General features: G+C 54.6%; 25 protein-coding genes. 6 read left to right on the top strand and 19 right to left on the bottom strand.

The genetic code is table 11. The features are described 5' to 3' along the window. Positions 1–151: 151 nt before the first annotated feature. From RT52_RS01075 to RT52_RS01065, 3 genes are all read left to right on the top strand, one after another. On the top strand, positions 152–2,815 hold the full coding sequence (locus RT52_RS01075) for a cation-transporting P-type ATPase (protein ID WP_034814516.1): 2,664 nt from the start codon (positions 152–154) through the stop codon (positions 2,813–2,815). Positions 2,816–2,993: 178 nt separating this feature from the next. Continuing rightward, the gene (locus tag RT52_RS01070) at positions 2,994–4,118 is read left to right on the top strand and encodes an ABC transporter ATP-binding protein (RefSeq protein ID WP_034814514.1); all 1,125 of its coding nucleotides are present in this window, start codon (positions 2,994–2,996) and stop codon (positions 4,116–4,118) included. Then, complete coding sequence (locus RT52_RS01065; RefSeq protein ID WP_034814512.1) at positions 4,115–5,698, top strand: ABC transporter permease/substrate-binding protein; 1,584 nt, start codon at positions 4,115–4,117, stop codon at positions 5,696–5,698. The genes RT52_RS01070 and RT52_RS01065 overlap by 4 nt, the downstream gene beginning before the upstream one ends. A 46-nt stretch (positions 5,699–5,744) precedes the next feature. On the opposite strand, the gene upp is transcribed toward RT52_RS01065, so the two are convergent. The 10 genes from upp to glyA all read right to left on the bottom strand — a co-directional run bounded on the left by upp (position 5,745) and on the right by glyA (position 14,913). Further along, entirely contained in the window at positions 5,745–6,374 is a 630-nt protein-coding gene (gene upp / locus RT52_RS01060; RefSeq protein ID WP_034807371.1) for a uracil phosphoribosyltransferase, read from the bottom strand. Positions 6,375–6,511: 137 nt separating this feature from the next. Beyond that, positions 6,512–7,816 carry a glycoside hydrolase family 191 protein gene (locus RT52_RS15955; protein ID WP_051690228.1) on the bottom strand — a complete coding sequence of 435 codons (1,305 nt, stop codon included), beginning with the start codon at positions 7,814–7,816 and terminating at the stop codon, positions 6,512–6,514. A 340-nt stretch (positions 7,817–8,156) separates the two neighbouring features. After that, positions 8,157–8,993: a hypothetical protein gene (locus tag RT52_RS01050; RefSeq protein ID WP_034814510.1), complete on the bottom strand. Its 837-nt coding sequence runs from the start codon at positions 8,991–8,993 to the stop codon at positions 8,157–8,159. Between the two features lie 85 nt (positions 8,994–9,078). Further along, positions 9,079–9,396, bottom strand: a complete 318-nt coding sequence (locus RT52_RS01045; RefSeq protein ID WP_034814508.1) for a hypothetical protein — start codon at positions 9,394–9,396, stop codon at positions 9,079–9,081. A gap of 160 nt (positions 9,397–9,556) precedes the next feature. Then, positions 9,557–10,249: a hypothetical protein gene (locus RT52_RS01040; RefSeq protein ID WP_034814506.1), complete on the bottom strand. Its 693-nt coding sequence runs from the start codon at positions 10,247–10,249 to the stop codon at positions 9,557–9,559. A 117-nt stretch (positions 10,250–10,366) separates the two neighbouring features. After that, the gene (locus tag RT52_RS01035) at positions 10,367–11,605 is read right to left on the bottom strand and encodes a sensor histidine kinase (RefSeq protein WP_034814503.1); all 1,239 of its coding nucleotides are present in this window, start codon (positions 11,603–11,605) and stop codon (positions 10,367–10,369) included. A 1-nt stretch (position 11,606) separates the two neighbouring features. Continuing rightward, on the bottom strand, positions 11,607–12,284 hold the full coding sequence (locus tag RT52_RS01030; RefSeq protein ID WP_034814501.1) for a response regulator transcription factor: 678 nt from the start codon (positions 12,282–12,284) through the stop codon (positions 11,607–11,609). A 70-nt stretch (positions 12,285–12,354) separates the two neighbouring features. Beyond that, complete coding sequence (locus tag RT52_RS01025; protein WP_156028755.1) at positions 12,355–12,624, bottom strand: hypothetical protein; 270 nt, start codon at positions 12,622–12,624, stop codon at positions 12,355–12,357. A 108-nt stretch (positions 12,625–12,732) separates the two neighbouring features. Continuing rightward, entirely contained in the window at positions 12,733–13,656 is a 924-nt protein-coding gene (locus RT52_RS01020) for a bZIP transcription factor (protein WP_034814498.1), read from the bottom strand. Positions 13,657–13,659: 3 nt separating this feature from the next. Continuing rightward, on the bottom strand, positions 13,660–14,913 hold the full coding sequence (gene glyA / locus RT52_RS01015) for a serine hydroxymethyltransferase (protein ID WP_034814496.1): 1,254 nt from the start codon (positions 14,911–14,913) through the stop codon (positions 13,660–13,662). 129 nt (positions 14,914–15,042) lie between these two features. Here glyA and RT52_RS01010 point away from each other — a divergent pair, with 129 nt between their 5' ends. After that, positions 15,043–15,828, top strand: a complete 786-nt coding sequence (locus RT52_RS01010; protein ID WP_034814494.1) for an alpha/beta hydrolase — start codon at positions 15,043–15,045, stop codon at positions 15,826–15,828. Positions 15,829–15,864: 36 nt separating this feature from the next. Here RT52_RS01010 and RT52_RS01005 read toward each other — a convergent pair whose 3' ends face one another. From RT52_RS01005 to rho, 9 genes are all read right to left on the bottom strand, one after another. After that, entirely contained in the window at positions 15,865–16,398 is a 534-nt protein-coding gene (locus RT52_RS01005) for a TIGR01440 family protein (RefSeq protein WP_034814616.1), read from the bottom strand. A 5-nt stretch (positions 16,399–16,403) separates the two neighbouring features. Continuing rightward, entirely contained in the window at positions 16,404–16,844 is a 441-nt protein-coding gene (rpiB, locus tag RT52_RS01000; RefSeq protein WP_034807422.1) for a ribose 5-phosphate isomerase B, read from the bottom strand. 4 nt (positions 16,845–16,848) lie between these two features. Further along, positions 16,849–17,343, bottom strand: coding sequence for a low molecular weight protein arginine phosphatase (locus RT52_RS00995; protein WP_245175440.1), 495 nt, complete (start codon positions 17,341–17,343; stop codon positions 16,849–16,851). A gap of 28 nt (positions 17,344–17,371) precedes the next feature. After that, the gene (locus tag RT52_RS00990) at positions 17,372–18,382 is read right to left on the bottom strand and encodes an L-threonylcarbamoyladenylate synthase (protein WP_034814490.1); all 1,011 of its coding nucleotides are present in this window, start codon (positions 18,380–18,382) and stop codon (positions 17,372–17,374) included. After that, on the bottom strand, positions 18,354–19,220 hold the full coding sequence (gene prmC, locus RT52_RS00985) for a peptide chain release factor N(5)-glutamine methyltransferase (protein WP_034814614.1): 867 nt from the start codon (positions 19,218–19,220) through the stop codon (positions 18,354–18,356). Before prmC ends, RT52_RS00990 begins: the two co-directional genes overlap by 29 nt. Then, positions 19,220–20,290 (bottom strand): peptide chain release factor 1, encoded by a 1,071-nt coding sequence (gene prfA, locus RT52_RS00980; RefSeq protein WP_034807429.1) that lies wholly within the window; start codon positions 20,288–20,290, stop codon positions 19,220–19,222. Before prfA ends, prmC begins: the two co-directional genes overlap by 1 nt. A gap of 81 nt (positions 20,291–20,371) precedes the next feature. Then, on the bottom strand, positions 20,372–20,983 hold the full coding sequence (locus tag RT52_RS00975) for a thymidine kinase (protein ID WP_034807391.1): 612 nt from the start codon (positions 20,981–20,983) through the stop codon (positions 20,372–20,374). 137 nt (positions 20,984–21,120) lie between these two features. Beyond that, positions 21,121–21,363, bottom strand: a complete 243-nt coding sequence (locus tag RT52_RS00970) for a type B 50S ribosomal protein L31 (RefSeq protein WP_021066109.1) — start codon at positions 21,361–21,363, stop codon at positions 21,121–21,123. 82 nt (positions 21,364–21,445) lie between these two features. Continuing rightward, positions 21,446–22,786: a transcription termination factor Rho gene (rho, locus tag RT52_RS00965; protein ID WP_034814488.1), complete on the bottom strand. Its 1,341-nt coding sequence runs from the start codon at positions 22,784–22,786 to the stop codon at positions 21,446–21,448. A 376-nt stretch (positions 22,787–23,162) separates the two neighbouring features. On the opposite strand from rho, the gene RT52_RS00960 reads away from it, so the two are divergent. Together RT52_RS00960 and RT52_RS00955 are read left to right on the top strand one after the other, a co-directional pair. Then, positions 23,163–23,861, top strand: coding sequence for a C40 family peptidase (locus RT52_RS00960; RefSeq protein ID WP_034814486.1), 699 nt, complete (start codon positions 23,163–23,165; stop codon positions 23,859–23,861). A 121-nt stretch (positions 23,862–23,982) separates the two neighbouring features. Further along, entirely contained in the window at positions 23,983–24,381 is a 399-nt protein-coding gene (locus RT52_RS00955) for a hypothetical protein (RefSeq protein WP_034814484.1), read from the top strand. Positions 24,382–24,385 lie beyond the last annotated feature (4 nt).

Below are 24,385 nucleotides of genomic sequence, written 5' to 3'. Positions count from 1 at the left end.
ACATTCCCCTTCTCGGATTCACACATACTTCACAATTCCGATGATTTCACATGGAATTAAAGTTTACACACTTTTTCACATGGGGTAAGAATTAAATATAGACGGTTCTACCAGTCTGTCGAAATGTGTAAACAGAGAAAGGGGTTTTCAAATGGAAGAGAGGCAGTGGCATACGCTATCGATTCACGAGACCGAGGACCATCTCGATACCGATATCGATCAAGGGTTACGTGAGGAGACAGCGAAAGAACGAATCGAACAACACGGGAAGAACGTCCTTCCCGAGCCAAAGAAAGACCCGAAGTGGCTGAAATTCGTACGACAGTTCAATGACGTCCTCATTTACGTCCTGTTGGCCGCCGCCGTGATTACGGCCGTACTCGGCTATTGGTACGACACGATCGTCATCGCGCTCGTCGTCCTCATCATCGGGATTATCGGTTACCTGCAAGAGAACAAGGCTGAGCAGGCACTCGAAGGGATTAAGAACATGTTGTCCCCGTCCGCCCTTGTCCGTCGTGACGGCAAGCGCAAGGAAATCGAGGCCGAGTACCTCGTCCCAGGTGACATCGTTTATTTGAAACCGGGTGACAAAATCCCGGTCGACCTTCGCCTCATCACGGCGGAGAACATGAAAGTCGAGGAGTCGGCCTTGACAGGTGAAGCGATCACCGTCGACAAGACGCTCGACCCGCTCGAAGAGAAAATCGGTCTCGGTGACCGGACGAACTTGGCGTTCTCCGGGACGTCGGTCGCTGCCGGTACAGGTAGCGGAATCGTCATCGCGACCGGTTCGAAGACCGAACTCGGTAAAATCAACGCGTCCATCGCCGAAGTCGAGAAAGTGCAAACACCGCTCATCCAGCAGACGCAACGCTTCGGGAAGACCGTCGCGAGTGTCATCGCCGGCGTCGCCGTGTTCGCCTTCATCTTCGGCTACTTCTTGCGTGACTATGAGACGGCCGAGCTGTTGCTCGCGGTCATCGGTCTCGCCGTCGCCGTCATTCCGGAAGGACTACCGGCGATCATTTCCATCATTCTCGCCCTCGGCGTCCGCCAGATGGCAGACAATAAGGCGATCGTCAAAAACTTGCCGTCCGTCGAGACGCTCGGTGCCGTATCGGTCATCTGTTCCGATAAGACCGGGACGTTGACGAAAAACGAGATGACGGCTCAGAACATCCAACTCGCTGACCGCACGCTCCGTGTGACCGGTTCGGGTTACGCGCCGGAAGGTCGCATTGAATTTGAAAACGACGTCTACTCGAACAAGCAAGACGAGATTCTCAATGAGATTCTCCTTGCCGGTGTGACGTGTAACGATTCAGACTTGTTCTTCGACGAAGAGTCGAAGCAATGGATGATTACGGGCGACCCGACGGAAGGCTGTTTGCTCACGCTCGGAGAGAAAGCAGAAGAGTCGATTCGACCGCTCCGCGTCATCTCGAAGATCCCGTTCGACTCGGCGCATAAATATATGGCGACACTCTCGCCACGTGACGAAGCGCACGTCATGTACTTGAAAGGTGCACCGGACCGCTTGTTCTCGATGGCCGAGGCGAGTGACTCGAACTTCCCGACAGAGATGTGGGAAGAGAAGATGACCGACCTCGCTAAAAAAGGGCAACGTGTCATCGGTGTCGCCAAACGCACTTTCAACACATCAAAAGAGAAGATTGACCATGACGACTTATATGAAGGAATCGAATTCCTCGGGCTCATCGGCATCATGGACCCACCGCGTCCCGAGGCGATCGAGGCGGTCAATGAGTGTCAATCGGCCGGTATCCAAGTGAAGATGATTACCGGTGACCACAAAGAGACGGCCATCGCCATCGGAAACGAGCTCGGCATCTCGACAGAAGCCGGCGCGCTTCAAGGGACCGAGATTGACGATTTGACGGACGAGGAACTCGCGGACGTCGTCGGGCAGTACAACATTTTCGCCCGGACGAGCCCCGAGAACAAGACGCGTCTCGTCAAGGCGCTCCAGACGCAAGACCATATCGTCGCCATGACCGGTGACGGGGTCAACGACGCCCCTGCCCTCCGCCGCGCCGACATCGGTGTTGCCATGGGAATCAAAGGGACAGAAGTATCGAAAGAAGCGGCCGAGATGGTGCTTGTCGACGATAACTTCAACACGATCTTCAAAGCCGTCAAAGAAGGTCGCCGTGTATACGACAACTTGAAGAAGACGATTCTCTTCATCTTGCCGACGAACGGGGCGCAAGGATTCGTGCTCCTCATGAGTATCTTCCTTGGCACACAGCTCCCGCTCACGGCGCTACAAATTTTGTGGGTGAACATGGTCGTCGCCATCACCCTCTCGTTCGCCATCGCGTTCGAGCCGCTCGAGCCGTCGACGATGAAACGGGCGCCGCGTCCGAAGAAGACGCCGCTTCTGAGCCGGTACTATATCTTCCGGATCTTGCTCGTCTCCCTCATCATCGGTGGCGGGACGCTCGTCTACAACCTGTATATGAACGCCGGTGACTATAGTGTCGAATATATCCACACGATGACGCTGAACACGATCGTCATCGCTCAGATGTTCCACTTGTTCAACGTCCGGGTCGAGACCGAACCGGCCCTCAACCGCTCGTTCTTCGAGAACCCGATCGCGTTTTACGTGTCAGGGGCGCTCATCGTGCTCCAGCTGTTCATCACGTACGTGCCGTTCATGAACACCGCGTTCGGCACGACGCCAATCGCCGCGAGCGACTGGATCATCCCGTTCGTCTTCGGTATCGCCGTGTTCTTCATCATCGAACTCGAGAAACTGATTTCACGCAACGTGATGAAACGGAAGTAATCTTAACGAGAAAAGGAGCGACGTCTACGGGCGCCGCTCCTTTTTTCGTGCAGGTCAACTTTACCTTATCCCGTTTTCCAGTCGTTTCAAACCTTATTTTCAGAAAAAGATGTTTACATTTTCATAACAAGGGAACATAAAGGTTATGTGAAAATAATTTTAGGAAAGAGTTGAGTTGATGATTGAATTTAAAAACGTGAAAAAAACGTTCAAAGCGACGACCGTTTTGAAAGAGATGAACCTGACGATCAACAAAGGTGAGCTCGTCGTCTTTATCGGACCTTCCGGTTGCGGGAAGACGACCTCGCTGAAAATGATCAACCGGTTGATCGAGCCGACCGAAGGCACGATCATCGTGGACGGTCAAGACACCCGCAAGATGGACCCGATTGAACTGCGGCGCCAGATGGGCTACGTCATTCAACAGACCGGCCTCTTCCCGCACATGACGATTCGCGAGAATATCCAATTGATTGCGGGTCTCGAAGGCCATGCCGAGCAGGACATGGACGCCCGCACCGAGCACCTCCTCCGTATGGTCGGACTCGCCCCCGACCAATTCATCGACCGCTATCCGAGCGAGCTCAGCGGTGGTCAACAACAGCGCATCGGCTTCGCCCGCGCCCTCATGAACGACCCCGAGGTCATCTTGATGGATGAACCGTTCAGCGCCCTCGACCCTGTCACACGAAACGACCTGCAAGAAGAACTGTTCAACCTACAAGAAGAAGTGAAGAAAACTATCGTCTTCGTCACCCATGATATGGATGAGGCGATCAAGCTCGCTGATCGCATTTGTATCATGCGCGACGGAGAAATCGTCCAGTTCGATACGCCGGAACAGATTCTCCGAAACCCGAAAGACGCGTACGTCGAATCGTTCATCGGAAAAAATCGGATTTGGAACAGCCCGGAATACATCAAGGCGAAAGACATCATGATCACCGACCCGGTGTCGATTAGCGGCAAACGGACGGTGCTCCAAGCGATTGAGATTATGCGCTCGCGCAAGGTCGACAGCCTACTCATCACCGACCGTGACCGGACACTTGAAGGGCTCATCAAACTAAAAGACGTCCACGGCATCCAAGACAAGACGAAGCGGCTCGAGGAAGTCATGAACAAAGACTACGCCTACGTCTCAAGCGAGGACTCGCTCCTCGACATTTTGGCCGTCATGAACGAGACCGACCAAGGCTATCTTCCCGTCGTCACCGGTCCGATGTTAAACGGACTCATCACACGCAGCAGCTTGCTTTCCGTCCTCAGTGAGCAGTTCATGCAAGAGGAGGAAACGAAATGAATACGATTCAATCATTTTTCAATTACTTTGCGAGCAACACCGACCAAATCGGGACGCTCTTACTCGAACACTTACAGTTGACCGTCTTTGCGGTCTCGCTCGCGGTCTTGCTCGGTGTCCCGCTCGGCATTTTGATTTTACGGACGCCGCGGCTCGCGAAGCCCGTACTCGGTTTGACGAGCGTCGTCCAGGCCGTCCCGAGTCTCGCACTCCTCGGTTTTCTAATCCCGTTCATCGGCATCGGGTCGACGCCGGCGATTATCATGGTCGTCCTCTACTCGCTCCTCCCGATCGTGAAGAACACGTATACGGGACTGTCGAGCATTCCTGGTGACACGCTCGAATCGGCCAAAGGGATCGGCCTGACCGATCGCCAGATTTTAAGTAAGATTCAGTTACCCCTCGCCTTACCGATCATCATGGCCGGTATTCGCATTTCTGCGGTCACGGCCGTCGGACTGATGACAATCTCGGCGTTCGTCGGGGCTGGCGGACTCGGCTATCTCGTCTTCGCCGGGATTCAGACTGTCGACAACAACCAGATTCTCGCCGGGGCCATCCCAGCTGGTCTTCTCGCCTTGTTGATCGACTTCGTCGTCAGCCGTATCGAGTATAAAGTCGCACCGAACGGCATCGTCCTCGCCGACGGCCGCATGAAGAAGAAGACGCGCCGATCGAAGAAAGTCGTAAAACCGGCCTTCGTCATCGCGACAGCGTTCGCGCTTCTCCTCGGCGGTTCGATTTACGCGTTCACGCGTGAAGACGATACGATCGTCGTCGGCTCGAAGAACTTTACCGAACAACTCATTCTTGGAAATATCGTCGCCGACTTGATTGAAGAAGAGACCGACTTGAACGTTCGCCGACAGCTGAACCTCGGCGGGACGCAAGTCGCGTTCAGCGCCATCCGCACCGGGGAGATTGACACATACGTCGAATACACCGGCACCCTGTCGGTCGACGTGTTGAACCAAGCGGTCGACAACGATCCCGACGCCGTCTACGCGAGCGTCAAACCACAGATTGAGGAACGTTTCGACGTCCAGACGCTCGACCCGATCGGATTCAACAACACATACGCGATCGCCGTCAAACAAGAAGACGCGGACCGTTATGCGCTAGAGAGCATCTCGGACCTCGCCGCCGTCAGCGACGAGCTCGTCTTCGGCCCGACAATCGAGTTCTCGAACCGCGAGGACGGGTATCTCGGCTTGAAAGAGACATATCCGCTCCGCTTTAAAGATGTGAAGCCGGTCGATGGCGGCCTGCGCTATACGGCGCTCATGAACGGTGAGAGCCAAGCGATTGACGGCTTCTCGACGGACGGGTTGTTGAAACGGTTCGAACTCGTCGTCCTCGAGGACGACCAACAGTTCTTCCCGCCGTATTACGCCGTGCCGCTCATCAACGGCGACACGTTGCGCGAGCATCCCGAGCTCGAAGGCGTGCTCAACTTGCTGTCCGGCAGAATCACGGACGAAGTGATGCAAGAGCTGAACTACCTTGCGGACGTGGAGAAACAACGTCCCGAGAAAGTCGCCCGTGACTTCTTGGTCCGTGAAGGACTCATCAACGAATAATAAAAGACGAACCGAATCGCTTTCACGATTTGGTTCGTCTTTTTGATTACTTCGTTCCGAACAATCGGTCACCCGCATCGCCCATCCCTGGGACGATGTAGCCGTGGTCGTTCAATTTCTCGTCGAGGGCAGCGAGATAAATCTCAACGTCCGGGTGTTCGTTTTGAACACGCTCGACGCCTTCTGGTGCTGCACAGAGGCAAGCGAGCTTGATCGACTTCGCGCCATGCTTTTTAAGTGCCGCGATCGCGTCAGCAGCCGAGCCGCCTGTCGCAAGCATCGGATCGACGACGATGAAGTCACGCTCCGTGATGTCCGTCGGCAATTTGAGATAGTATTCGTGTGGCTCGAGCGTCTCCGGGTCACGGTATAGACCGATGTGACCGACTTTGACGTTCGGCATCATTTTGAGGAAGCCATCCACCATTCCGAGGCCTGCCCGTAAAATTGGGACGATACCCAATTTCTTGCCGGCAATCATCTTCTGCGTCGATACCGAGACCGGTGTCTCAATCTCTACGTCTGTCAATGGAAGGTCGCGTGTAATTTCATATGCCATGAGCGACGAAACTTCGTCGACGAGCTCGCGGAACTGCTTCGTCCCCGTCTCTGCTTTGCGCATAATCGTCATCTTGTGCTGAATCAATGGGTGGTCATAAACGTGTACTTTTCCCATCATGCTTCACTCCTCTCTCAATCTCTCTTGAGCATTGTACCCTAACCCCCTGCAAAAAGGTAGGGTCAACTTCTGTTTTCCAAGAGGTCAGACGAAACCCCGAGGACAGCATCTCTACCTCGGGGTCTCCCTCTATTTTACAATTTGAAGAATTTAAAGAAAGCGGCCGTCTGTTGTTTCGCTTTGCCGCACATCTTGCCTTTCGGGGCATCTTGTTTCGTAACGTGGGCATGTTTTTTCGCTTTCACAGCTTTTTTCTTGACGTGCTTTTTCTTCTTTTCATCTTTTTTCGATGTGACTTTCTTCTCGTCCGCGACTTTTGGCGCAGATGAAGATGTCGTCTGGGCCGGAGTTGTCGCTTTCACCGGGGTCTTCGTCGGTTTTGCGACCGTCTCGGTCTTCGTAACTGTTTCAGCCGGTTTCACCGTCTCCGTCTTCGTGACCGTTTCAGCTGGTTTCACCGTCTCCGTCGTCGTGACCGTTTCAGCCGGTTTTGCTGTCTCCGTCGTCGTGACCGTTTCAGCTGGTTTCGCTGTCTCCGTCTTCGCGACTGTTTCAGCCGGTTTCGTTGTCTCGGTCTTCGGTGCCGTCTCGGCTGGTTTTACTGTCGATTCAGTCGAAGTCGCTGTCGACGTCGGTGTCGACGGCGCCGGAGCAATCGTCGCCGTGCGTGTGACGAGGCCCGCGTTCCAGTTCACATACTCATCCGCCTCATGGAAATGGATGAACCCTGCGTCTTTCGCGAGCTTATGGCTCTCGGCACTTTGCCGCGTCGAAATCGTGAGCGTCTTCACCGAGTGTTTCGTATCGACCGCTTGTAATTTCTTAATCATGTTTTGTGACCATGCGTCGCTCTTAATCGTGTCGGCGTTGAAACTCTCCCACATGATGCCATCGACATAAGGTGCCGTCGAGGTCTCGAGCGTGTCGAAGCCCCAGTTTTGGACCATGGCGATGTCGCCGTATTTCGCCCGCGCTTGCTTCAAGAAGTTGACGAGCCCATCACGTTGCTGTTTGAGCACGGTCGGATTGTTCAAATGCTCATTGTCGATATCGCCGACCGTGTCCATGAACACGCCGTCGATTCCTTTGGCGATGACTTGGTTTTGAATTTCCGTGAGCAACAAGCCTTGGAAATGCGTCGAAGCGATATTTGTCAAATACGAATCCCATTCCGGATAATGGACGCGCTGACCGTTACGTGTGAAGAAGTCCCCTGCTTGGAGCTTCGACATGAGACCCGTGTTCCATGTCGCGACTTCCATGACACTAATATATCCGAGCACTTTCGTGCCGCGTGATTGAATTAAATCGATTTGCGCTTTCGTGTAGTGCAAAGGCTCGATGATGACGAGATCGTAGTTTTGCATATCCTTCAGAATCGCATCTGTCGGATGGCCATAAAACACTTGATAGTTTTTCACACCGTCGAGTGGGTTCATCGTTTGCGCCCCCGATTTTGACATGTTTACACTAAGCATTAACAACACAACTGTTAGAGACAACATTAACTTTTTCAATTTCACTACCTATTCCTCTCCTGATGACGAACAAAACGTGGTGACGGACGATGGGGTAAATTGAGGGTTTCTCTAACTCCTCCTTTATCCATATAGTGACGAAAGGTATAGTGCTGTGTGTTTTATGAGTATATCGGTTATATGTAGGACTTATTAAACCTTCGCAAAAAAAATTATAGGATAGTTTTCCAACGAAACATAGTATCAATTTGACAACAAAAAACCGCTTTTCTGACATACTTTCGTCATAAAGCGGGTATACTTACATTTTTATTTTTTGAGTTTGATTCGATGACGCCAGCAACTCTTTCAGCTGTACAGCATCTAGACCGTATTCGGCCCCGGTATGAAGGTCGACCACGAACACGTCCCCGCCGGCGACATAGACGTCGAGGTTTTGTTCGGACAATCGCTCGTGAAGCGAAATCGTCCCGCGATAAGTAGCGGTCGTCGGTACGCGCGACGGGACGACTTCTGTCAGCAACTCGAATAGCGCACGGGTATTCGGCCCATCGAGATGGACGATCGTCCCGTCTTGTTCATACGTGGCCAACCGCACCTTCTCGCTTGCCGGCGACAAACTCATCAACGTCGTCGTGAGCGGCAATCGGACGCTGCCCCACACCTCGATGACCGTCCCGTAACGTTCGGACAAGGTAAGGGACGACTCGTCCCCGACTTGGCCGATCGGTTCGTCCGAGACGATGACGCGCTTCAACAGTTGGCGACGCGACCCGTCGAGCACGACCGTCGCTTCAGTCGTATCGAGATACACATGTTCCCCGACAAAGATGTCCGGTAACACTTTCCGCTCGAACGCGTCCTCCGTCCCGATTTGAAGTGTGACGCGCCCGTCGGTCAGCTGGGTCAAGAACGTATACCCGCTCGTCCGCTCGGCTTTAAAGACGAACAACCCCGACTCGATCGTCCGGTCGAGCGTCCGACCGTTCCGTTTCACGTCGTACGTGACGTAAAGCGACCCGCTGTCTGGGGTTTCATAACGAAACATCGACCCCGCCAGCACGCGCTCGTGTTCCGCATCGATACGAAATCGCTCGTTGATGAATGACGTGTCAAACGCCGGCTCAAACGTCATCATCCGCTTGGCTTCTGTCTCTTTTACGTCAGCTGCTAGCGGTTCGAGCGCCTCGATCGGTTCGACTGCAAACGTCCGTTCGAACTGCTCATAACTGTTTGCACACGAGACGTAACGCGTCTCGCCGCTCGCCCAGTAGCTGACCGGTCTTGCTCCCTAGCTCTTCATAGACTGGGTGAACGTAGGTCGCCTCCGACACTTTCGCCCGCTGCGCCGGCAAGATATCCGTCGGTTGCTTCTCGCAATATGTAAGAATATGTTTCTTTATTTCCAATGGTAATTCCATCCCACTCGTCTGCTTGAGCGCCGTCGCGGCGAGCGGACGCATCTCGATCGCACTCATCGAGTTCGCACCACAACCGCTCAACATTACACACAGAAGGGGAATGACCCAAAACGCCCGCATCACCTGGCACCTCCGTCCCCATTTGGCCGTCCCTAGGATACGACCCCCTAAAAATTCCTTATTCATCATATCATATATGTTGTTTCGATTATGTTTTCAGAAGTGTTACGATTTGAAAAAAGGTGCCACCGCGCGTGGCACCTTCCCTTATATGCGTGTATTAGTCGTCGTCACGATCGTCGTCATCATCACGATCATCATCGTCGTCATCGTCGTCATCTTCCAGCTCAATCTCTTTCACTTGCTCTTGCAGATTCAATTCAAGCTTGACGCGGTCGCCGGCTTTCGGCATCCCGTCATCGAGTTCATAGCGCGCTGCCAATGGGAACGTCAACTGTTGCCCTTCTCGTTCAATCGTCACATCACGGTCGGACATCTTGATGAACGTGCCGTAAATGTCGAAGTCGTCGTTCTCACGGTCGACTTCCTTCACTTCGTTGTTGCGGTTGAACTCGAGTTTGACGCGATCGCCCGATTTCGGTGTGTCATCATCGATTTCATGACGGGCCGCGAGCGGATACGTCGACTCTTTGCCGCTAAAGCTGATTGTGACGTCACGGTCCGTCAAGGCGACGAGCGTGCCGTACAATTCATAGTCATCGTCGTCATCGACAGAACGGATTGGGATATCGCCTGACTGTGCCGGCTCAGCCGCATCATCATTCGTCTGGACTTGTCCGTCGTCTCGTGCGTCATCTCTTGCATCGTCAGACCCGTTCGATCCGCTGCTCGCACTGTCAATCGCCCGTGGGACGATGACCGTGTCCGTCTTATCGTTGGCGACATACAACCCAATCCCGGCAACGGCGAGTACCGCCAAGCCGACGCCTAAAATCCATCCAATTAATTTCATGTTCAATTCCTCCTCGTTTTGTGTGGTGTTCCTGATCTACACCTTTATCATAGAAGGTCGACCTTAGAGCACCACGAGGATTCCATTAGAGAACGATGAGAAGTTGCGAAACTTCTTTCATTTCGTGACGTAAAAGACGCTCCCGCTCGGTGCGTTGGCGTAACTCCCGACGGTCCAGCCGTTCAAATCCGCCACCTCTTTCGCGATGGCGAGCCCGAGCCCGCTACCACTCCGGTCTCGCGCCTCATCGAGCCGATAAAACCGGTCGAACAGCCGCCCCCGTTCCTCTTCATCGAGCGTCGGCCCGTGGTCACGGACCTCGATCCGTGTCGGCGTCATCGTGACGCGCGTGTCCTCGGCATACTTCAAACTGTTGTCGATGAAAATGACGAGCAAGCGCTGAAGCGAATCGCGATGACCTTGCCACTGCCCCGTCGCCTCGATTGGCACCCGTTTACCGTGCGAGCGTTCGAACCGTTCCTCGAGCTGACTTGCTAGCTGCGTCAACTCGATCGCCTCGGACTCGACTTCTTCGATTGTAGGGAAACGGCTCAACTCGAGCATCGGTTCAATCAAGTCTTCACGCATTTGGCGCGACTCCGTCAAAATATGGTCGATCGCCTCGTCACGGACGGCCGGGTCGCTCTGCCCCCAACGCCGGAGCAGTTTGGCATAGCCTTCGATGACCGTGAGCGGCGTCTTCAGTTCATGTGAAACATCGGCGACGAAGCGTCGTTGTTGGTCCATCGACCCTTCGACCCGACCGATCATCTGATTGAAGCCGTCCGCGAGCGTCGCCACTTCGTCCTCGTCAGAGCCGACCTCAATCGTTTCGAGCGTCCCGGACGTGGTGATGCGTTGCATCGTCGCCTCTAGCTTTCGAAGCGGCGCGAGCCCTTGGCGGACGATCCATAAACTGCCGATGAACGTCACAGCGACGGCGATCAAGAAGATGATGACAAAAATCGTCGCGAGCGTGCGAAGCGTCTCACTGACCGCCGCATCCTCGAACCCGTAAGCGAGCCCGTTCGATGTCGCGATGACGAACCAGTCACCAATCAGTGCCGGCTCCCCGTAATTGACCGGGAAGCTCAGCCCGTCCGCGGTCGAACCACCGACGATGGCCCATTCCCCGTTCGCTTGCCGCTCGAGGACGACACTGTCTTCATGGAGCGAGACGACGGCGTCACGGTTGCGCGTATCTTCTTCTAACAGGCTGAGCGCTTGTCGCAACACGTCATAGCGGGAATCGATGATTTGGTGACGGGAGACGAGCCACGCGACCCCGAACGACGTGATGAGCAGAAATAACATGAATCCCGTCATCGCGAGGGCGATTTTCGTGCGCAGCTTCATCTTATTCACCACGCTTCAACATGTATCCGACACCGCGAACGGTCTGAATCCAACTGCCCCCGAGCTTCTTCCGGACATAGCGCACGTACACGTCAACGACGTTCGTGTCCCCGTAATAATCGAAACCCCAGACGTGTTCGAGCAATTGGTCACGCGTCAACACCCGCTCCGGATGTTCAATCAAATAGGCGAGCAAGTCGAACTCACGCCGCGTCAATTCCACATGCGCCCCGTTACACGTCACTTCATGACGGTTGACGTCGACGGTGAGGCCTTCATAAGAAAAAGTTCGTTCGCTCGTATCGGTTTGAATGTGTTGGCGCATCCGTAAGAAGGCACGAATCCGGGCGAGTAACTCCTCCATCTCGAACGGCTTCGTGATATAGTCGTCTGCCCCGAGGTCGAGCCCGCTCACCTTGTCATACCGGTCGCCTCGCGCCGTCACCATGAGCACCGGTAGCGTCGGTTGCTCGGCTTTGATGCGACGCACGACTTCGAGGCCACTCATGTGGGGCAACATGACGTCAAGGAGCATCAAGTCAATCCCACCTTGAAGCGCCCGCTCGAGCCCGGTCCGTCCATCGTGCTCGACTTCGACCGCATACCCTGCGTGCATCAGTTCGAGTTGTAACAGCCGTGCAATTTTAACGTCGTCTTCGACGACAAGAATCGTTGCCATCGTCTTCATCCTCTCTGCAAAAAACGCCGAGCAGTCCGCCCGACGCATCGTTATTCTGTTCCCGGATTGTTCAGTCGAAAAACGGCCGGATCGTCTCCGGAATCAGTTGACCTACCCGCGCCTCAAGTGAGTCGGTCCATCGTTCCACACGAGACTCGAATCCATCGGCTTGAAGCGACAGCTCACTTCCGTAAGACATCCATTGACCGAGCCAGTCGTTGCCCGTCACCGTAAAAAATAAAAATCCAAATACACCAACCGCTATGAGCGAGAGTGCCAACACACTCACGACCACGCCTCGCACCATCCGGCCAAACCAACTTGTTCTGCTACGTCTCATCCTATCGCTCCTTCATCTTTTTCTTCATGATACGAGAGTCACTTGAGAACGCTTGGTGAATCCGATTAGAATTTGATGAGAAAAGAGGCTGTAGCCTAAGCTACAACCTCAGTCTCCGGCAAGGACCGACTCGGCGATCGGTGCCCAATACGTCCCTTCCATCGCCGCGACTTCGGCGAGCGTCTCCCGGTAAGCCGCATCCCCGGCCTTACGCTCGGCGATCCCTTTCATCCATAAGACGTCCGCCTTGTACCCGGAATCGGGATACGTTTCGACATAGGCGGCATAGTCGGCAATCTCCGCTTGATTCAGCTTATTGTCGACGAGTAGGCGATAAAATCCGACCGCCTGCTCTTGTCCGGCTTTCGGCTCCCCGACGAGCAGCGCGTCCGCTTCCTCGTAGCGCTTATCCGAGACGAGCGACTCGACCTCTGTGAGCGGGATGACGGCCGGTGGTTCCGTAACAGGTTCCGGTGTTGCCTCTTCCGCCTGCAGCGCCTCGTTCTCTTGTTCGAGACGGGCCACTTCCTGTTCAAGTTCTTCGAGCCGCTCCGCGAGCGCTTCGTCTTCCGTGATCGTATCAACCGTCGGCTCGTTCACGGTCGGGACGGGTGCCGGTTCGTCGGGCCAGAGCGCCAAGGCGACAAGGGCGAGCACGATCGCAGCCGGTAACCCGAGCCATCTTTTCTCCCATTTAAAGGCATGCCGCCAGTCCGACAAGTCAGCATGGTTCATGACGGCCGGCGTGAACGAACGAAAGCGGCGCTTGGCCGCCTTCTTTCCGTTCGCTTTCACTTCGAGCGCGAGTCCGAGTCGATGGAACGCAGCCGGCACTTTCATCCCGAGAAGCGGTACAATCCGTTCGCTCGCCTCACTGAAATAACCGTGGTCGAGCAGCGTCGTGATGACACCGAATTCATTCGCCACAAGCCGAAACGTCGGGTCGTGCTCGCCTTTCCTGGCGAGCCATTCCGTCATGTCGAGGAGCGGCAGTGTCGCGAGTTCTCGGTCTGCGAGTGTCCGTGCGTCCATGCGTCAGCCTCGTTCCGGGTAGAGCGGGAACTTCGCCGTCAAACGACGTACTTCTTCATGTGCTGTCGCGAGCACCGCTTCATCTTCATGATTCGTCAATACTTGCCCAATCAACCGGGCGACTTCACGCATATCGTCTTCTTTGAAGCCACGCGTCGTCATCGCCGCTGTGCCGAGACGAATCCCGCTCGTGACGAACGGTGATGCCGGATCGAATGGGATCGTGTTTTTGTTCACCGTGATGCCGGCCGCGTCGAGCGCATGCTCGGCCGCTTTCCCGGTGATGTCGATGCCGCGGAGGTCGACGAGGAGAAGGTGGTTGTCCGTGCCGCCCGATACGATGCGGAGCCCCTCTTCTTCTAGCCCTTTCGCGAGCGCTTGTGCATTTTTAATGACTTGCGTCTGATAGTCTTTGAATTCAGGTTGGAGCGCTTCACCGAACGCTACCGCTTTCGCTGCGATGACGTGCATGAGCGGACCGCCTTGAATGCCTGGGAAAATCGACTTATCGATCGCCTTGGCGAACTCTTCTTTACAGAGGATCATCCCCCCGCGCGGACCACGGAGTGTCTTGTGCGTCGTCGTCGTGACGAAGTGCGCGTGCTCGACCGGGTTCGGATGAAGGCCGGCCGCGACGAGTCCAGCGATGTGGGCCATGTCGACCATGAGATACGCACCGACGCTGTCGGCGATCTCACGGAACTTGGCGAAATCAATCGTCCGCGGGTATGCCGAGGCACCAGCGACGATAAGTTTCGGTTGATGTTCTTTCGCGAGGGCTGCGACGACGTCATAGTCGATGTGTTCTGTCTCTTTGTCCACACCGTACTCGACGAAGTTGTATTGAACGCCTGAGAAGTTGACCGGACTTCCGTGCGTCAAATGACCGCCGTGCGACAAGTTCATCCCGAGCACCGTGTCGCCTGCTTCAAGGATCGTGAAGTAGACGGCCATGTTCGCCTGCGCGCCCGAGTGCGGCTGGACGTTCGCATGTTCGGCACCGAACAGCTGTTTCGCGCGGTCGCGGGCCATGTTCTCGGCCACGTCGACGAACTCACAACCACCGTAGTAACGGCGGCCCGGATATCCTTCCGCGTACTTGTTCGTCAATACGCCACCTTGCGCTTCCATGACTGCCTCTGAGACAAAGTTCTCCGAGGCAATGAGTTCGATGTTCTCCCGTTGGCGACCGAGCTCGTGTTGCATCGCTTCAAACAATTCCGCATCCTGCACTTTCAACTTCGTCGTGTTTACCATGTTGAAACCCCCTCTAAATGTCTAAAAATCAACACCCCCATCGTAACATAAGCTTCTTTTTTTGGGTATCGTCTAATCTAGTGGCAAGTCGGGTATCATATGAGAGAAGACGACTAGAGGAGGGTATTTATGATTGAGACAAAACAAATCACGATTACTCCGTTCGATCGCGAACGGACCGTTCGGATTTACACGCCGGCCGACTACGAGACGACAGACACGCGGTATCCGGTGCTTTATATGCACGACGGACAGAACGTGTTCAGTGACGAGGATGCGAGTTATAAGATGAGCTGGCGTGCCGGTGCATACTTAGATGCCTCAAAGCGTGACTTGATTATCGTCGGAATCGACTCTGCCCCTGGCGAGATGCGGCTCGACGAATACGGACCGTGGGAGAACCCGTACATCGGCGAGAGCTTGCTCGGTCAAGACGTGACGCTCGGCGGTCAAGGCTCAGCGTATATCGAATATATCGCCCAAGAGTTGAAGCCGATGATCGATGCGAACTATCGGACGAAGCCGGACGAAACGGCGATGATGGGCAGCTCGATGGGGGGATTAATCTCGATTTATGCCGCTTGCGTCTATCCTGACGTCTTCAAGCGTGTCGCTTCGTTGTCCTCGGCGTTCTGGTTCAATCAGACGGAACTCGAGCAGTTGATTGAAGCGAGCGATTTGAAAGGCGTTGAACGGCTTTACATGGACGTCGGCCGTAAAGAAGTCGAACAGCCGACGGCGGACGGGCCGACGAACGAGATGTATCTCGAGTCGAGCGAGCGTGTCTACGCCCTGCTCCGCGATAAGGTGGAGCATATCCGCTTCGAGGTCATCGAAGAAGGCGTGCACAACGAAATCGCCTGGCGCGAGCGGTTCCCGATGGTCGTGTCGTACTTGTTCAGCGAGGACGTATAACGCAAACGAAGCCGGTCCATGACGGACCGGCTTCGTTTATTTGGCTGGATAGTGCGCCCGCGGGCCACCAATCAGTTTCGGACGGGTGATGGCGAACGTGACGTACGCCTCACCGATCTGTTTTGCCGACAAACGGACGGGAATCGCGACCGGCTTCAAATGCATACCGATCAACGTCGAGCCGATGTCGATGCCGGCGTCCGCTTGAATCGCTTCGACGACGCACGGCGCGTCCAAACGTTCATACGCCTTCTCGGCCATCGCGCCCCCGGCCGCCCGAATCGGGACGACGGTCACTTCCGTCAACCCGAACTGTTTTAACGTCCGACGTTCGACGGTGAGGGCACGGTTAATGTGCTCACACCCTTGGAAGGCGAGGTGGACGCCGGTTTTGTCCCGAAACGTTTGGAACGCCTCGATGAATTCCGAGGCGACATCCATCGACCCGGCCTTCCCGATCGTCTTACCGAGCACTTCACTCGTCGAACAACCGATGACGAGAATCTTTTCCTCATCTAACGGAAACCGTTCATGCAACTCCGTCAATAAGTGCAAAAGCTCCGTCTTCATCGTCGTCACTTCGATTCGTACGCACTCATCTTGTCGACACGGTTCGAGTGGCGACCGCCCTCGAAACTCGTGTCGAGCCACGTCTCAACCAAATCCAAAGCAAGGCCTGGTCCGACGACCCGCTCACCGAGCGTCATGATGTTCGAGTCGTTATGTTGACGTGTCGCCTTCGCGCTGAACGAGTCATGGACGAGCGCGGCACGAATCCCTTTCACTTTATTGGCCGCAATGCCAATTCCAATCCCTGTGCCACAAATCAAAATCCCACGGTCGAACTCGCCTGCCGCGACCGCTTCTGCGACCGGGATGGCGACGTCTGGATAGTCGATCGACTCGGCCGAGTGCGTCCCGAAGTCTTTATACTCATGTCCCAATTCCTCGAGTAATCCGACGATGTCCTTTTTTAAGTTGAATCCGCCGTGATCGGCGCCGATTGCGATTTTCATTCGTTCATTCCCCCGTTTTTTTTGGTAAGCGTCTCGGTGGTTTCGTCACCTTCGACCCATCATTCGTCAATTTTAGCACAAGTCGATTGACGAGTGGTTCGAGTTCGTTTCGGACTTGGCGATAGACGTTCATCGACCCTCCGAATGGGTCGTTGATGTCTCGTTCGAGTCCGGTCACGAATTCGTAGAGCGTGTACGTGCGGTCGGCGAGCTCCGGGTGCATGTCTCGAATTTGTTCACGGTGCGCGCGTGTCATCGTCAAGATGACATCGGCCCAACGGCCGAGCACATCGTCAAACGTCTGTGTCACATGGTCGAGTTCAATCCCACGTTCCCGCAACACTTGCAGGGCGTTCTCCGAGGCATCGAACCCTTGCATCGTCCGAAGTCCGGCCGAGCGGATATCAAATTCGTCACCTGTCACTTTCGAGCGAAGCAATGCCATCGCCATCGGGCTGCGGCATGTATTTCCGCTACATATGAATAATACGCGTTTCATCGACATCGCGTGATCCTCCTCTATGTCCTTAGGCCTCTTCGTGTGACCGAACGACTTTCCCGCCCGCCGCTTTATAGAGGCGGTTGTAGACGGCAAGCGCGACTCCCGTCGGCTCAATCCGGTTCACGTAAATCTCTTCCACATCGGTCTCATCAAATTTTCGTAACGCCTCATACAGCCGTTGTGCCGCCGTCTCCATCGAACGACCAAGCGAGAGTGTGACGTCGGCTGGGGTCGGCTCTTCATCGAACACGAGCGCGCCGACGCGTTTGCCGGCTTCCTTACGTGCCGTGACGATTTGGACGAGGTCGTCGCGTCCCCCGTCGACGAGATAAAGTGGTGCGCTCGGGGCGTAATGGGTGTACTTCATCCCCGGTGAGCGCGGTGCCGCGGTCTCGTCGTTCAAGTTGGCATCGAGGTTGACCGGACCGATTACGGCCTCAATCGCTTCTTTCGTCACGCCGCCGGGACGTAAAATCGTCGCCGGTTCTGTCGTGCAGTCGATTACAGTCGACTCGACACCGATGCCTGTCGGTCCCCCATCCATAATACCCGCGATACGACCGGATAAATCATCGGCCACGTGTTTCGCAGACGTCGGGGACGGCCGGCCAGACCGGTTCGCGCTCGGTGCCGCCAAGCCGAGGCCGGACGAGCGAATCAAATCGAGCGCGGCGTCATGGTCCGGCATCCGAAGCCCGATTGAATCGAGTCCCGCTGTCACGAGCGAAGACGCCCGACCGTTTGACGGTAAGATAATCGTTAAGGCACCGGGCCAAAACGCTTCCATCAAGCGCTTCGCGACCGGCGGGATGGTTTGCGCGAAATGTCCGGCCTGTTCGACTGACGCGACGTGAACGATGAGCGGGTTGTCTGCCGGTCTGCCTTTCGCCTCAAAAATCTTGCGAATCGCGACATCGTTCGTCGCATCTCCGGCGAGACCGTACACCGTCTCCGTCGGCATGGCGATCACCTCACCCGCCTTCAAGAGCTCTACCCCAATCTCCACTTCAGTCGGCTTGATCCATTTCGTTTCCATGCGCAATCCCTTCCCTCACGGCGTAGACGATTCGGTCTTTACCGTTTATATCTTTTAAAATACCCGTTTCTGCTTCAGGATAACGTTCGGACAGGTACGTTTTCACAACTTGTCCTTGGTTATACCCGATTTCAAACGCGATTAACTGCCAATCGGCACGCATGACCCGTTTCGAGTCCGCGATAATCGTTCGATAAAAGTCGAGCCCGTCCACCCCGCCGAACAAAGCGAGGTGTGGCTCGAAGCCCGCGACGGTCTCGTCGAGCAGTTCGTCCGCCTCGATATAGGGCGGATTCGAGACGAGCACCCGAATCGACGCATCGGCGATCGGAGTGAGACAGTCCCCTTCATGGAAGACGACGTCAGCTCCGAGCGCTTCGGCGTTTCGCTTCGCCACATCGATGGCTTCCCGGGAAATATCGACCGTTTGGACGCGTTTTCCGAGCTCGAGGCTAAGCGTGATGGCAATCGCACCCGAGCCCGTCCCGACATCGACCGTCTCGTCATCTGCGACGGCGCCGACATGGGACACGACCCACTCAATCAGCTCTTCTGTCTCTGGGCGCGGAATCAAGACGTCACGATTCACTTCAAACATCCGTCCGAAAAACGGTGCCTGCCCAATCAGATGCTGGACGGGTTCACCGGCGAGAAGGCGTGCCATACCGTCCGTAAAAGCTTTCGCCTCGACAGCTGAAAGTTCATCCGACAGCCGAATCAACAACCCCGTCCGGTCGACGTCAAGGACGTGCATCAGCCACCATTCCGCCATCGAGGCGTCGCGGCCGGCTTCAGCCAGTGTGCGCTCTGCTGTTTTCAATGCGGCGGCGATGCGCATCATTCCGCATCCTCCATCAAGCGAGCCTGTTCGTCCATGACGAGCGCGTCGATGATATCGTCGAGTTCACCGGCGAGCACGCGATCGAGCTTTTGAAGCGTGAGTCCGATACGATGGTCGGTCACGCGGCTCTGCGGGAAATTGTATGTCCGAATCCGCTCTGAACGATCACCCGTCCCGACGGCCGACTTCCGCTGGGCCGACAACTCTTCCATGTGTTCACTCTGCATCTTGTCGTAGAGGCGGGCCCGGAGTACTTTGAGCGCTTTGTCTTTATTTTTATGTTGCGACTTCTCATCTTGGCACGAGACGACGAGCCCCGACGGGATGTGCGTCAAGCGTACGGCCGACTGGGTCGTGTTGACCGACTGCCCGCCCGGTCCGGATGATGTGAACGTGTCGACACGGACATCTTTCATGTCGATGTGGACTTCGACGTCCTCGGCTTCCGGCAATACGGCGACGGTCGCCGTCGACGTATGAATCCGCCCGCCCGATTCGGTCGACGGCACACGCTGGACACGATGGGCCCCGTTCTCGAATTTCAGCTTCGAGTAGGCCCCGTTCCCGTTGATGAGGAACGTCACTTCTTTGAAACCGCCGAGCTCCGTATAGTTGGCGTCGATTAACTCGACTTTCCAATTTTGACGTTCGGCGAAACGCGTATACATCTTATAAAGATCACCCGCGAACAGCGCCGCCTCGTCCCCTCCGGCAGCCCCGCGAATCTCGACGATGACGTTCTTGTCGTCGTTCGGGTCTTTCGGTAGGAGCAAGACGCGGAGCTTCGCCTCGAGCGCTTTCACTTCCGGCTCGAGGAGCGACATCTCTTCTTTCGCGAGCTCGCGCATGTCGCTATCGAGCGTACGGTCTTCGAGCATCTGTTTCGCTTCTTTATACGCCGCGCTCGTCTCTTTATAGTGACGGTACGCCTGCACCGTCTCTTCGAGCTGGGACTGCTCTTTCGAATATTGGCGTAACTTATTTGAGTCGCTGAGCACTTCTGGGTCAGCGAGCATCTCATTCAATTGCATGTAGCGTTCTTCTAATACACTTAAACGGTCAAACATGATGATCCGTCCTTTCTCCGTCAAATCGAACTGTCTTCATTATAGCAAAAAACGAACCGCCGAGGCGGTCCGCTTTGGTCATCAATCGGCCACCGTATGGCGGACCGGGCGTGGTTTGTTCGGGACGTCGTGACAATGACGACACCGGGGTTCATAAGACTCGGCCGCACCGACCAAGATGACCGGGTCCTCATAGCGGGCCGGTTCTCCGTCAATCAAGCGTTGCGTCCGCGACGCCGGGGCGCCGCAAGACAGACAGATGGCCTGGAGCTTCGTCACGAACTCGGCACGCGCGAGCAGTTCCGGCATCATCGTGAACGGTTCACCACGGAAGTCCATGTCGAGACCGGCGCAGATGACACGTTTGTCTTCTGACGCCAACTGCTCGATCACGTCGACGATGCCCTCGTCAAAGAACTGGACCTCATCGATGGCGATGACTTGCGTCTCTTCACGCACCGCATCGTATAAGTCCTGGCTCGAGTGGACCGGGACGGCCACGACCGAGTTGCCGCTATGCGAGACGACGTTCTCTTCATGATACCGGTCGTCGATACCCGGTTTGAACACTTGTACCGGGATTTTGCCGTAATGGGCCCGGCGGACACGACGAATCAACTCCTCCGATTTCCCAGAAAACATACTCCCACAAATCACTTCGATCCAACCGTATCGGTTCGTCACATGCATCATTTTTCTTCGCCCTCTCCATCGATAATCGCTTCCCGATTATACCCATCTTTTCCGTCAAGAAAAAGGGTTGACTTCTCTCTATAAAAAATAAAAACCGCCAAGGGCAATCCCTAGGCGGTGTGCATACAAGTTGACGATTAACGTTGGTACTTCTTGTTGAAGCGCTCGATACGACCGTCCGCAGATGCGAATTTCTGGCGACCTGTGTAGAACGGGTGCGAGTCAGAAGATACATCGACACGGATGAGTGGGTATTCGTTACCATCTTCCATCGTGATTGTCTCGTTAGAGTAACGAGTCGAACCAGAGATGAATTTGAACTCAGTCGTCGAGTCCATGAATACGACTTTACGGTATTCTGGGTGGATTCCTTGTTTCATTGCTTTTCAACTCCTTCGGCCCTAAGTATTCTTTCAACCTAGAGAAAGTTCACTAGAATATAATAGCACCCGGTCCACAGATTTACAAGTCAGTTTTTGTTTTTTTCACCGGTCGGCGACTCTTTTTCTTGTCGGCCTCGAGTGCCGCGAAAAAGTCGACGTTCGTCTTCGTCTCGCGGACGCGGCGCAAGAACTGTTCGAGGAAGTCCGGCGACTCGTTCATCGTGCGGCGAATCGTCCAGAGCATGTCGAGCTCGTCCTTGCCGAGTAAGAGCTCTTCTTTCCGCGTTCCCGAGCGACGGATATCAATCGCCGGGAAGATGCGGCGTTCTGAGAGTTTCCGGTCGAGGTGGAGCTCCATGTTGCCGGTTCCTTTGAATTCTTCATAGATGACGTCATCCATACGCGATCCCGTATCGACGAGCGCCGTTCCGAGAATCGTCAAGCTACCCCCGTCCTCGATGTTACGCGCCGCGCCAAAGAACTTCTTCGGTTTATGGAACGCCGCCGGGTCAATCCCCCCAGAGAGCGTGCGACCGCTCGGCGGTACCGACAAATTGTACGCCCGCGTCAGACGCGTAATCGAGTCGAGCAAGATGACGACGTCTTTCTTGTGCTCGACGAGGCGCATCGCACGTTCGAGAACGAGTTCCGAGATGCGGGCGTGGTTCTCCGGTGTCTCGTCAAACGTCGAGTAAGCGACGTCCGCCCCGGGCACCGATCGTTGGATATCCGTCACTTCTTCCGGCCGCTCGTCAATCAACAGGATAATCAGTTCGACGTTCGGATGGTTCGTCGTGATCGAGTTGGCAATCTCTTTCAATAGCGACGTCTTCCCGGCTTTTGGCGGGGCGACGATTAAACCACGCTGTCCGAAACCGACCGGTGCGATCATGTCCATGACGCGGACCGACAGATGGTTCGGCTCCGTCTCAAGCACCATCTGCTTCTCAGGATAAATCGGGGTCAGAGCCGGGAAGTAGTCGCGGTTCCGTGTCGACTCCGTCGTCTCCCCGTTGACGGCCTCGACGCTGAGGAGCCCTTGGAAACGCTCGTTCTCTTTCGGCTTGCGGACTTTCCCCGTGACGAGGTCCCCGTTTCGGAGGTTGAAGCGACGGATTTGTGAAGCGGCGATGTAGATGTCTTCAGAAGATTGAGAATAGTTGATTGGGCGGAGAAACCCGAAGCCTCCGTCATTTTGTGACTGTGGGTTCGGCGGGATAATCTCAAGGATGCCTTCGAGGAAGTAGAGGTCCTTCGATTCGGCCTGCGACTTCAAGATGCGGAACATGAGCTCACGCTTGCGTGCCTCGCGATATTGGGGCACGTTCACTTCTTTCGCGATTTCATATAATTCTTTTAACGTCTTCGTCTCAAGTTCACGAAGCGTATAATTTTTAGCTGGTTCGGTCTGTTGACTCATGCAAGTCACCTGTCTTTCATATTTCTATATTTGAAAAATATTTGTAAAGTTCTCATTCATCTAATCACAATTTTTCATTGACGTCACTTGTTAAAAACGGCTTTATGACAGTCTATTCCCCTGATGTTCAAAAGAAAACGGACATTTTTGTTTCTATGTAACAAATAAGTCTTTATCGTCGCATATTGTTTCAAATATGTTACAAGAAAACTGTTTTTTGACTTGTGATTGAAAAATGCCATCGGTCTTGCGCATGATATAGTTTATTTGCACAGGAAACCGGGTAATACTCGCAACTTGTGCTCTACTATCGTCATCACACATCGACCATATACAATCACAGGGTTTTATTTTAGAAAACGGAGGGAATCACATTATGTTAAAGCGTTTCGCATCTATCATCGTCGCTGCCACTCTCGCGTTCTCGGGTCTCGCCTTCACAACGAGCGAACAAGCTGAAGCTTCCACTGGAACATTCGCTTATTCGAAAGTGAACGGTTTGAACATCCGTACATCGGCGTCACTCAACTCATCAGTCGTAGCTAAGATGGATAAAGGCCAACGTTATACATACCTTGGTAAAGTCGGTTCTTTCTACAAGATCAACTACAAAGGGACGCACCGTTACATCTCAGCTTCATCAACGTACACGTACTTGCAAGCCGCTACCGCTTCGACGGTAACGACGGCGTCAACGTCAACAGCTTCAAGCGCACGTTCGAAACTCGTTGCTGAATCGAAAAAGTACCTTGGCGTACCGTACCGCTTCGGTGGCACGACGACAGCTGGATTTGACTGCTCAGGTTACACGGGCCATGTCTACAAGAAAGCAATCAACAAGACGATCCCACGTGACTCACGCTCACAATACGCAAACTCGAAAAAAGTTTCGAAGTCAGCGATTCAAGCTGGGGACCTCGTGTTCTTCTCACACAACGGAAGCACGATTCAACACGTCGGAATGGCACTCAGCAAAACACAAATGATCAACTCTGAAACAGGCGGCGTTAAATACGCGAGCTTCACATCAGGCTACTGGGCACCACGTTATGTCGGTGCAGGATCGTACCTCTAATTTAAAACCTGTAACGACTCGGTTCATCGGAACCGAGTCGTTTTTTCATGTCGTTCTGTTCATTTTCCGTTCATCTTTCTGTTGTATACTGGACAACATCTTGAAACAAGGAGTGATTCATATGTTAGAAAGAACGTGGAGTCTGCGTCTCATCCGCCTCGCCGCTGTGTTCGGCGTTATCGGGACGGCAATCGGGTCGCACATGTCAGGGGCCGGCAGTTACGCCTTCCGTCCCATCCATGCCCATATTTTGCTCGCCGGTTGGCTATCCGTCTTCGCCTGGGGCGTGTTCTATCGCCTGTATCGCGTCAAGCGCCCTGTGCTCGTCAGCATCCACGGCTGGACGGCCGTCATCGGCTCAATCGGATTGACGAGCGGGATGTGGCTGTACGCGATGAATCCGTTCGAGTGGAACGAGACGTTCACGATGGTCTATTTCATCATCGGTGGAACGTTCTCGCTCATCAGCTTCATCTTATTTTTAATCGTGACCTTTATGATTGATGACGAGCCGGCATGAGCCG

The organism is Exiguobacterium alkaliphilum 12/1 (genome assembly GCF_000714435.1).
In the GTDB taxonomy this organism is placed as follows: domain Bacteria; phylum Bacillota; class Bacilli; order Exiguobacteriales; family Exiguobacteriaceae; genus Exiguobacterium; species Exiguobacterium alkaliphilum.
Note: the sequence above shows the minus strand (reverse complement) of the source record. Positions and strands in the feature narration are given on the sequence as shown.